This window comes from Chloroflexota bacterium (assembly GCA_016235055.1).
Classification (GTDB): Bacteria; Chloroflexota; Anaerolineae; order JACRMK01; family JACRMK01; genus JACRMK01.
Map to the genome: position 1 here is coordinate 1 of JACRMK010000075.1, position 10012 is coordinate 10012.

Consider the following 10012-nt stretch of genomic DNA (forward strand, 5'->3'; position numbering starts at 1 on the left):
AACGCGCACGGCCCCAGCGCCATTCGCTGCGCGCCGAGTTGCAGGCGTTGCTCGCCCAGCAACCGCCACCCACGCCAGCACTCGATTCTGCCTCTTGACATTTTTGCCATGACCCTAACCTATGACCAATAGGGCAAGCCCTGCCCCTACTGATCCGCGTCCGCATGGGCCTGCACACGGGCGCGGCGGAAGCGCGCGACGGCGACTATCACGGCTATCTGACGCTGGCGCACGTCCAGCGCGTGATGTCCACGGCTTACGGCGGCCAGACGCTCGTATCCAATGCGACGGCGGCCTTGCTGGCGGGGCAACTGCCGGAGGGCGTCACCCTTCGTGACATGGGCGAGCACCGGCTGAAGGGACTGCTCAACCCCGAACGCCTCTGGCAAATGATCGTGTCCGACCTGCCGCACGATTTCCCGGCCCTCCAATCGCTCAACACCATCCCCAACAACCTGCCGATCCAGGTCACCAGCTTTGTCGGACGCGAACGCGAGTTAGCCGAACTGCAACGCCTACTGGTCGCGACGCGCCTGCTGACGCTGACCGGTTCGGGCGGCACTGGCAAGACGCGGCTGTCGTTGCAAGTGGCCGCCGAGGTGCTCGACAAGTACCGGGACGGCGTCTGGTTCGTGGAACTGGCGCCGCTGGCCGATCCGGTGCTCGTGCCGCAGACGGTCGCCAGTGTGTTGGGAGTTCGTGAACAGCCGGGTCGTCCCATGCTGGCAGCGTTAAGCGATTGGCTGCAGACGAAGCAACTGTTGCTCATACTCGACAATTGCGAGCACCTGCTCGACGCCTGCGCGAAGCTGGCTGATGCGGTATTGCACGCGAGCCGTGAGACGCGCATCCTGACCAGCAGCCGCGAGGCGCTCGGGATTGCCGGAGAGACGGCGTACCGTGTGCCGTCTTTGGAGAGCCCGAGCCCGACCCATGCCATGCACGACTCGGTCGAGAAATTAACGCAGTACGCGGCGGTTCAACTGTTCATCGAACGCGCCACCCAATCACGCACGACGTTCACGGTGACCAACGCCAACGCGCCGGCCGTGGTACAAATCTGCTACCGGCTGGACGGTATCCCGCTGGCGATCGAACTGGCCGCGTCGCGCGTAAAGGCGTTAAGTGTTGACCAGATTGCCGCACGGCTGGATGACCGCTTCCGTCTGCTCACGGGCGGAAGCCGCACAGCCTTGGCGCGCCAGCAGACACTCCGCGCGCTGATCGACTGGAGCTACAGTTTGCTGGCCGAACCTGAGCGAGTACTGTTGCGAAGGCTGTCGGTATTCGCGGGAGGATGGACACTAGAGGCGGCGGAGGCGGTGTGCGCTGGCGAGGGGATCGCAGAAACGGACGTGCTCGAACTGATATCACGCCTGGTGGACAAATCGCTGGTGGTGCTGGACGAACAGGTCGCCGAGCCGTGCTACGCCATGCTGGAGACGATCCGCCAGTATGCACGGGACAAATTGATGGAGGCGGCCGAGGGGGACGCGGTGCGCGCGCCGCATTTAGCGTTCTACGTCCGCCTGGCAGAGGAGTTCTATCCACAGTCGAATGGTCCTAACGTGACATGGTGGTTAGCCCGGCTCGAGACTGAAATCGACAATGTTCGCACAGCGATCGCATGGGCGCTCGAGAGCCGCGATTTCCTGTCCGGAATGCGAATCGTGTGTGCGCTGCATAGTTTCTGGATACAGCGACATACAGTCGAAGGCCTTGCATACCTGCGAGAGATTCTCGCCCAGTCCGAAACCGTTGAGCGCGGGCAGGCGCGAGCGAACGCCCTCAGAATCCGTGGGAATCTGGAGTATTGGCAGGGGGATTACCCCGCAGCACAAAGGTCCTATGAGGAGGCGCTCGCGATCGCAAAAGCCGTGAACGCTGACCAGACGGTTGCTAGGTTGCTTAAGAACCTGGGTGAGACCGCAAGTGCTCAAAAAAACTACGCCTCCGGACGGGCTTTATTGACCGAAGCGTTGGATAAATTTCGCACGATGACTGAGCCTCGTTTCATGGCAGACACACTTGGGGGTCTGGCTGACATAGTGATGAGCGAGGGCGATGCCGAAGAAGCTTATGCCTTGTACGAAGACTATGTGAAACAATTACGGATTGTTGGCATCAAGGATGGCATCGCCATTCCGATCAGAAGACTCGGTCAAATTGCACTGCAGCGTGGCGATTATGCGGAGGCCGCCGCACTTTTTCAAGAGAGCCTCGCCAGCAATATGGAGGCCCAAGATCAGCGTGGTGCGGCAGCTTGCCTTGCGGCCTGGGCGGCCATGTATGCGGCGCAAGGACGGAGTCTGGAAGCCGCGCGGCTCTACGGGGCTGTCAACACGCTTCTCGAATCGTGGCACACGCGGATGCTGCCGATTGATCAAGATCTTTACGAGCGCAGCATAGCGGCTCTCCGCGCGCGATTCGACGCAGCCACGTTCGATGCGGCGGAATCAGCCGGGCGCGCGCTCACGCTCGAGCAGGCGATTGCGCTGGCGCTGGAGGAGACGCATGTTTAGCCCTGCGATCCCGTCTGAGCGGGACGGTGCGGCAGTAGGGGCGAAGCATTCGCGCGCTGGTGCCGCAAAACACGCTCAGGCTTGCCGCGAATGCTTCGCCCCTACGATGACGCGAACGCGTTCGTCAGCCGCACCCACTCCTCAATCGACAACGTCTGCGCGCGGCGCTGCGGGTCGATGCCGGCGCGCGCGAGCAGCGCCTCGCTGTCCGCTGGGCTGATGTCCAGCCCCGCCGCGAGCGAGTTGCGCAGCGTCTTGCGCTTCTGTCCGAAGCCGGCGTGCGCCACGCGGAAGAAGGTCCCCACATCGACGGCGAGTCGCTCTGCCCTCACGTCCAGCCGGATCACCGCGGAATCGACCTGCGGCGCGGGGTAGAACGCGCCGGCCGGCAGCTTTAGCACCTGCGAGGGCGCGGCGTAGAACTGCACGCTGACCGCCAGCAGGCTCATCTCGCCGGGCGCGGCCAGGATGCGGCGCGCCACTTCATGCTGCACCATCAGCACGAGCCGCTCAGGCGGGCGCGGCCGGTCGAGGAACTTGCGGATGACGGCCGAGGTGATGTAGTACGGCAGGTTGGCGACGACTTTGTACGGCGCCTCGCCGAGCACGGCGTCGAGATCGAGCTTTAGGATGTCGGCGTGCACAAGCTCGACGTTGGGGCAGCCGGCCAGCGTCTCGCGCAGGATGTCGATCATCTGCGGATCAAGCTCGACGGCGACGACGCGCCGCGCGGCGCGCGCCAGCGGGTAGGTGAGCGTGCCCGCGCCAGGGCCGACCTCGACGACGGTATCCTCCGCCGCGACGCCGGCTGCTTGCACCACGCGCTCCAACAGTGCCGGGTTGACGAGAAAGTTCTGCCCGAGGCTCTTCTTGAGGCGCAGTCCGCGCGCGTCGAGCAGGCTGCGCAGTTCGCCGACGGTGACGGGGGGCCGGGGCGTGGCCGCACCGTTAGCGTTCAACGGGCGTGCTCGGCATGATCCAGCGGATCGTTTCCGGATCGGGCAGAGGCGCTAGCCAGTACACGTCGACCCAGTCGTGCCACGACTGGTAGGTGTCATCCTCGAAGCCGAGGTCGATCAAGCGCCCGCGCACACCGCCGCCGGTGTCAGCGGCGATGCCGATTCCGTAGCCGGGCACATACAGCTTTGACAGCCACGGCACGACGCTCTTATCCACCGCGATGACGCCACGCCCGGCCGGCAACCCCGACGATGTGCGCCCGTACCACGGCCTGTCCGGCGACGTCCCGGAGCGCGCCGGGCTGTACGAGGTGGCGTACATGCGCGTCACGCGCCAGTACTGGATCGGGCCGGACGGCGTCAGCATGGCGCGCACGACCAGCTTGCGCCCGTAGGCCGTGATCTGCGGCACCGGCGGGCGCGCATCCCACTCGCGCTCGACGGTGCGCTTGATCTCCCGCCCGTTCTCGTAGCGCACCCGCACCTGCTTGCGGTGCTCGCCGTTCTGCCCGCGCTGGCGCAATTCCTGCTGGTCGATCTCCAGGTTGTTGTCGCCCTGCATCAACCGCGCGAACACGATCGGGCTGGCCTCCTCAACGACCTCTTCGCGCACGCGGACGACCTGAACGGTCATGTTGTCCTGCACCGGGCCGGTGGCGGCCGGCAGCGTGTAGTCGAGCGGGCCGAGCCGGATACCGGACTCGACGAGCGCACGGCTGATGTTTGGCTCGCGCGTGTGCGCCGCCATACTCTGCCCGTCCACGACGATGGTCAGCGGTTTGGCGCGCTCGACGCGAACAGCCAGCCCGGCATTGACCGGCGCATCGAGCGGCGGCCAGATGCGGTCGTTGGGGTGGATGCGGATATCGAGCTCGCGCAGCAGGTCGGCGACCGTCGCGGCATAGGTGTAGATCGTGGAGGCCACGCCGTCGTCGCTGACGCGCACCGGCACGGCGCGTTGGACGCTGACGCGCACCGGTTCGCGCGGCGCCAGCGGATCGAGCGGGGCGGGATTCAACTGCGCGATGAGCGCGGCGCGCGGCAGGGCGGTCTGCCCGGCGGCCAGCCGGTCCTCGCGCGCCAGCGTGATGTTCAATGCGGCCAGCACATCGGCGATGCTGCCGCTCTGCGTGTTCACGTGCCAGACCTGTCCGTCGGCGTCGACGTCGACCGGCTGCGCGAGCCAGATGCGGACGGCCGGTGCAGCGACCAACGGCGTGTCGAGCGGCGGCGTGACCAAGTCGGCCGGGCCTAACTGGAAGCCCTGCTCGGCCAGTGCGCGGCCAACGGTTGTCTGGTGTGTGCGAACGTCGAGCGACCGGCCGTTCACGTCAACGCGCACGGCGCGCTCGGTGGCTGTGTAGAGCCACGCCAGCCCGCCGGCCAGCACGAGCAGGAAGAGCAGCGCGAACTGCCCGCCGTGCAGGCGCACGACCAGCGGGCGGCCGGCGGCGGCGGGTAACTCGATCGGTTCCGTGGTCATCGAACAGCCTGGCACATCAAGCGGCGTGGAGAGCAGCCGGAGCAGGCGGCGAAGCGAGCCGCCTGCCGAAACGCAAAACGGTTGCGTGCGTAATGCTGCTGACCAGGCACCCCTGTGGCACCCAGAAAGCTCTGCTTACCGTTGCTTCCTTTCGGCCCTGGCGGGGTTCGCAGTTTCCTGCCGCACAGGACCCAATCAGCAGCATTACGCACACAACCGTTTGGATCGACTACACCGGCACAATACGCCGGGTAATTATATATCGGTCTTCCGCAAGTCCCTTGGGAAAGCGGCCAGTGTGTTTATCGTGGCTCTGCCGGCCGCAAGTCCACAAAGAGCCGTTCTCATTTTACGGGAGATTCAACTGCCATGAAACGCCAAACCGATCGGCCACCCAGCCAAATTTGCGGCTGAAACCGTAGTCGTCGAGCGGCATCATGACCGTGCCTCCCTCGGCAAGTTTCTGATAGCGCGCAATGAGCTCGTCTTCCGTATCGCAATTGACGAAAACGGATATAGACGGCGTGAAGGTGAACTGGTGCGGGAACGGGCTGTCGCTGGCCATGTAGTCCTGGCCGTCAAGCGTGAACACGGCGAGCTTGACCAGACCCTCTTTCCCGCCCGGATCTCCGGCTTTGAAATACTCGATGTGCCGTATCTCCGAATGCACAAAGAGCGATGTGTAGAACTTCATCGCCTCTTCGGCCTTGCCGCACTGCGCGCCGACAAACATGAGAAAAGGTGTGGTCTTTTGCATGAGGTCGCCCCTGGTTGGGCCGGGCCCGGTTTTTTTTGGCCGCAGATTCCCGAACTATTTTTCCAACAGCCTCTTCATCCCGTCAAGCATCATCGTCCAGTTCTTCTCGGAATGCTCGCGGTCTGCTTCCGTCGCATTGTTGTCCTGCGAAAGCGTCAAGCCCGTTTGCATGCCATGGCTGAAAAGTTCAATGGTGACGGTGTGGTAATTTTCCGGACGATCCGGCTGGCCTGAAAGCGGGCTGAAATGACTGTATTGCAATGAGCGGCCCGGTTCCAGCCGGAGAATCGTGCCTTTGTCCTCGTACGACCTCCCTTGCCACTCACCCTGCCAGACGATGGCGCTGCCGACCCGCCAGTCAGAAACGACGTTCGTCCCGAACATGTATTGCCCGATGATTTCGGGCTTTGTCAATGCTTCCCAGACTCTGGCGACGGGAACATTGATAGTCGTTGATACCTTCGCGATCAATCCGTTGTCCATGTGTCTATTCTAATAGATTCTACTTTGGCGACAAATCCTTGTGACTTCACAAGCGGCGCCGTTCGTTACTCAGCGCGATAAGCCTGTTGAGCGTATTACCATTGCGCGTTGTGGCGGAGACGCCCAGTCTTTTTTCGAGCAGACCATTGGAAAGCTTTGAGCGGGCGGCGCTGCCCGGGATATACAAATAGCCGGCGTTCCTGGTGATCGCAATTTGCTCCGGCGAAAAATCCATCGCGAGCAATTCCGTGACGGCCTGCGTCTGCGGCGACGCTTTGAATGATACAAAGAACACGCGGGAGATGTCATAGCCTTGCGTAAACGGGTTTGCAGCCAGGACCCTTTGTAGTTGCGCGCCCGTCCGCGCTATCACGACCAAATCCGGCCCGACGTGTTCTTTGATAAGGTCGTGAACGCGCTGCTCAACCGCTCCCGCAGAAAGATCCGTGTCCACAAGCACGTTACCGCTCTGAATGTAAGTGCGTACATTCTCAAAGCCGTTCCCAGCGAGCACTTCGCGCAGTGGCGCCATCGGCACTTTGTTTTTGCCGATCGGCATGACCCCACGCAACAGAATGACATAGGTTTTCATTATTGGTTCTTGAATGCAACCCCACCGCAGAATGGCGGGGGCGTTCCGCTCGCGGGGCGCAGGGGGGCGGCGAACCGCTCAGGGCGGGTGGGGCTTTGACCCCACCCGCCGCAAACCACTTTGCTGGCGGGAAGGGCGGGATTCGAACCCGCGAGGCTCATCGCCTACACGCTTTCCAGGCGTGCGCACTAGGCCACTATGCGACCTCCCCACGCCTGAAATTATAGCATCGGCGCGGGGCGCGCCCAAATTGAACGCGCTTGTGCGGCTATTGACGAGAGCGGAACGCTGCAATGGAATCAAGGGGCGCGCTTTGGGTTGCGCTAGCCACCATGTGGCGGCAATGGCATGGATATGTGCTGATGCTTTACCTTCCATGCGCCGTCAAGTTTCTGTAGGCAAATAGTCGCGCGGACTAAATCTTCAAAGGTCTGACCGTTCGGTTTTGTACCGCCGCATCGGATGAAGCACGTGGCAAACGCGACGTCAGACCCGGTAGTAATCGCCAAGTCCTCGAAGCCGAACTTCACTTCACCTTTGGTTTCTGGTTGCCACTCAGCCCAACTACGACGATATGCTGCTGCACCTTCATATTTCATGGGTGGAAGCACATCGTAGATGAGAACGTCTGCAGCATGATTAGCCAGGACATCGTCTTTACGATCTTGACGGGTGGCAGCCGCCCACTCGTCGAGCAATGCGCGAATCTGAGCTTGGTCAGGTGTGTCTGCTTTTCTCTTCAATTTTGTTCTCCAAAGTGGCGGCTTGCATGTAGTAGTCGATGACCGGGACGATAGGCAACATTAGCTATGCGACCACCCCACGCCTGAAATCATAGCATCGGCGCGGGGCGCGCCCAAATACCCTGAAGGTCACTGGCGCACTTCATCGGCCGGGCTGCCACGTAGACCTTGCCGGCCAAAGTGGGCAGGACGAGGGCCGGCGCGTCGAGGGCGAGCATTATGGCCTGAATGCCAATCCTTTCGACTTGAGCGCCTGGCGAAGCTTGCTGGTCCCGTTCGGTCCCATGCCGTGCAGGGCCAGTATCTCCGCTTCGGTTCGTTTTGTAAGTTGCGTCAGTCGGGTAATTTTGGCATTGAGCAGGGCGCGCAGCGCCGGGGCGGCGAGGTCGTCGGGCAGGTCGTTTTGCAGGCGCTTCCGATAGTACCCCGACCAGCAGGTCGGGCATACCGGACAGTCGCTGCTCTTATAGAATTTGTGTCCGCGACTGCAAACCCTCAAATTCCCTTTTGTGGTCTTCACGCTCATCGATAACCGTGCCTTTCCACGCTCGGATTACCCTCACACTAACCTGCTCCCGCGACGGGGTTCGACCGGCTCACCCACCGGCGTCGCCGGAGCGGGGATTGGCTCCAACTTACGCGGCCGGTGCGCCTGCCCGGTAATGTAGCAATACATTGCCGGATGCAAAGCGCCTCGTTTCCAGGAGCGAGAGGTCGAAGCGCCCAACGTTGTGGAATAGCGGTTTGCCCGTCCCCACAACCACCGGGGTTACGATGATCAGGTATTCGTCGATCAATCTTTCGCTGGCCAGCTGCTGCACGATCGTTCCGCTGCCAAAGATCGTGATGTCGGCGCCCTGCGCTTGCTTCAGGCTCCGAACCTCGCCGGCCGCGGCGCCGTGAACGAGCCTGGAGTTTTCCCAGCCGACTGCATTCATCGTTTGCGAGAAGACTACCTTGTTCATCCGGCTCAATTCGTTGGCGAGAACCCGCGCGCCTTCAGGGGCATCCGGATCCTTCGCCACGTGCGGCCAATAGCCAAAGAACATGTCATAGGTCAGCCGGCCCAATAGCAGCGTGTCCGGGCTCATCATTTCGTGGGCTGCGCGATCAACAGCGGGATCGTGTATGAACCAATCGATCGCTCCATTGGGGCCGCAGAAAAAGCCGTCAATCGAGACTCTGTTGAGCATGACAACTTTTCTCATATGCTCCTTTGTGTGTGCATCCACCTGCGCGCGGGCCGCCTCTGCCCAGCGGTGTATGCTTGAAAAATCGCCGCAAGCGCGATCGCTAGCCTGCCTCGACGAGCGCCGCGAGCTTCGCGAGTGCCAACCGCCAGCCAAGCTCGTTGTCGGCGATCGAAACGCCGCGAGGCAGCCCCTCGTGCACGCCAAGGACATCAGTGCCACCGTCGGCATCAGTAAGCGTGATAGTGACCGTCATCTCGCCGTGCAGCGCCGGATCTGTCGTCTCGAACTCGTCCACTTCGACAACCTGCTTGTTGGGCACGAGCTTCACGAAGCGGCCGTGGTACGTGTCGGTATGCGAGGTCGTCTTGCCAGTCCCAGTCGGCTCGTCATAGGTGAGTGAGATTCTGATTGAGCCACCTTCGCGTGCTTCGAACTCATGCACCTGGCAGGTCATGCCGTCCGGTACTTTCCACTTCGCGACCGCATGCGCATCGAGAAGCGCACGATAGACCATCTCGCGAGGCGCGTTCACGTGGTGACTGATGCGGGTTGAGTTATCGCTCATTTTTTCCTTTGGCGGCAGGTTCATGCTGGCAACGGCAAGTTCCAGGCGTGCGCACGAGAGGCTCCCGTTTGATTTCGACCGGATTTCAAAGAATCGATGATAACGCGTCGTTTATGCCTATTCTATTTGGTGCGGACGCGTTATCAATCAAACGTCTTGAGTTTGCCCATCTCGAAATCAGTAGTTCACGAAAGTGACGATACGCTAATCCGCCATGCGAGAATCCCAAGGCAGTTTCCGTCGTGCACGATGGCAGAAACTGTTCGCAGGGCGATCAGCCTGTCATGCCCGCGAAAGCGGGCATCCAGAGGTGTTGCCCCTGGGCTCCCGCTTTCGCGGGAGCGACGACTGGCGCGACCGCACGTTCGCGGCATGCCAGTCCAATCGTGGCACGCAGATTGCTTCGCCATGCCGCCATGCCACAACACGTTCTCGTGATCTGCCGGGAATAGCGTGAGATGCCCTCACACAAGATCTCGCGCGTATGGGCGAGTGCGACTCTGCAGGCGACCGACGACTGCTAAGTTCATTATAGAACATATGTTCCTACCCGTCAAGTCGCCGCGACAAGTTTCAGCAATTCTCAATTTGCCTTTGTACGGGTACTTTCCAATTGCGGCTTGTCAAGCGCTGGTGCTCAGGTGCTTGTCACGCAAACCGATACGACGAGCAAGTAATGCTGCCCTCCCCCCGGCCCCCTCCCAACGAAGTTGGG

The 10012-nt window shown here is 61.7% G+C and carries 10 protein-coding genes, 1 tRNA gene and 1 other RNA gene; 1 reads left to right on the plus strand and 11 read right to left on the minus strand.

The features are described from left to right. Positions 1-164 precede the first annotated feature (164 nt). Complete coding sequence (locus tag HZB53_18585; protein ID MBI5879661.1) at positions 165-2522, plus strand: tetratricopeptide repeat protein; 2358 nt, start codon at positions 165-167, stop codon at positions 2520-2522. 101 nt (positions 2523-2623) lie between these two features. Here the strand turns inward: HZB53_18585 and rsmA are convergent, their stop codons facing one another. From rsmA to HZB53_18640, 11 genes are all read right to left on the minus strand, one after another. Continuing rightward, positions 2624-3403: a ribosomal RNA small subunit methyltransferase A gene (gene rsmA, locus HZB53_18590; GenBank protein MBI5879662.1), complete on the minus strand. Its 780-nt coding sequence runs from the start codon at positions 3401-3403 to the stop codon at positions 2624-2626. Between the two features lie 67 nt (positions 3404-3470). Then, complete coding sequence (locus tag HZB53_18595; protein ID MBI5879663.1) at positions 3471-4964, minus strand: DUF348 domain-containing protein; 1494 nt, start codon at positions 4962-4964, stop codon at positions 3471-3473. Between the two features lie 65 nt (positions 4965-5029). After that, positions 5030-5230, minus strand: an RNA gene (ffs, locus tag HZB53_18600) — signal recognition particle sRNA large type. A gap of 83 nt (positions 5231-5313) precedes the next feature. Then, a complete protein-coding gene (locus HZB53_18605; GenBank protein MBI5879664.1) occupies positions 5314-5721 on the minus strand; it encodes a VOC family protein in 408 nt (135 codons plus the stop codon). A gap of 54 nt (positions 5722-5775) precedes the next feature. Further along, the gene (locus HZB53_18610; protein ID MBI5879665.1) at positions 5776-6204 is read right to left on the minus strand and encodes an SRPBCC domain-containing protein; all 429 of its coding nucleotides are present in this window, start codon (positions 6202-6204) and stop codon (positions 5776-5778) included. Between the two features lie 46 nt (positions 6205-6250). Continuing rightward, positions 6251-6796 carry a DUF1697 domain-containing protein gene (locus tag HZB53_18615; protein MBI5879666.1) on the minus strand — a complete coding sequence of 182 codons (546 nt, stop codon included), beginning with the start codon at positions 6794-6796 and terminating at the stop codon, positions 6251-6253. 124 nt (positions 6797-6920) lie between these two features. Continuing rightward, positions 6921-7007, minus strand: a tRNA-Ser gene (locus tag HZB53_18620). Between the two features lie 112 nt (positions 7008-7119). Further along, on the minus strand, positions 7120-7539 hold the full coding sequence (locus HZB53_18625; protein MBI5879667.1) for a nuclear transport factor 2 family protein: 420 nt from the start codon (positions 7537-7539) through the stop codon (positions 7120-7122). 217 nt (positions 7540-7756) lie between these two features. Then, positions 7757-8065, minus strand: coding sequence for a hypothetical protein (locus HZB53_18630; GenBank protein MBI5879668.1), 309 nt, complete (start codon positions 8063-8065; stop codon positions 7757-7759). A 109-nt stretch (positions 8066-8174) separates the two neighbouring features. Continuing rightward, positions 8175-8732 carry a dihydrofolate reductase gene (locus HZB53_18635; GenBank protein ID MBI5879669.1) on the minus strand — a complete coding sequence of 186 codons (558 nt, stop codon included), beginning with the start codon at positions 8730-8732 and terminating at the stop codon, positions 8175-8177. 100 nt (positions 8733-8832) lie between these two features. Continuing rightward, complete coding sequence (locus HZB53_18640) at positions 8833-9297, minus strand: SRPBCC family protein (GenBank protein ID MBI5879670.1); 465 nt, start codon at positions 9295-9297, stop codon at positions 8833-8835. Positions 9298-10012: the final 715 nt, after the last annotated feature.

Coding starts and splice junctions, on each gene's coding strand:
- HZB53_18615 (MBI5879666.1), bottom strand. CDS start 6,796: ATGAAAACCTATGTCATTCTGTTGCGTGGGGTCATGCCGATCGGCAAA.
- HZB53_18630 (MBI5879668.1), bottom strand. CDS start 8,065: ATGAGCGTGAAGACCACAAAAGGGAATTTGAGGGTTTGCAGTCGCGGA.
- HZB53_18605 (MBI5879664.1), bottom strand. CDS start 5,721: ATGCAAAAGACCACACCTTTTCTCATGTTTGTCGGCGCGCAGTGCGGC.
- HZB53_18610 (MBI5879665.1), bottom strand. CDS start 6,204: ATGGACAACGGATTGATCGCGAAGGTATCAACGACTATCAATGTTCCC.
- HZB53_18640 (MBI5879670.1), bottom strand. CDS start 9,297: ATGAGCGATAACTCAACCCGCATCAGTCACCACGTGAACGCGCCTCGC.
- HZB53_18585 (MBI5879661.1), top strand. CDS start 165: ATGGGCCTGCACACGGGCGCGGCGGAAGCGCGCGACGGCGACTATCAC.
- HZB53_18635 (MBI5879669.1), bottom strand. CDS start 8,732: ATGCTCAACAGAGTCTCGATTGACGGCTTTTTCTGCGGCCCCAATGGA.
- HZB53_18595 (MBI5879663.1), bottom strand. CDS start 4,964: ATGACCACGGAACCGATCGAGTTACCCGCCGCCGCCGGCCGCCCGCTG.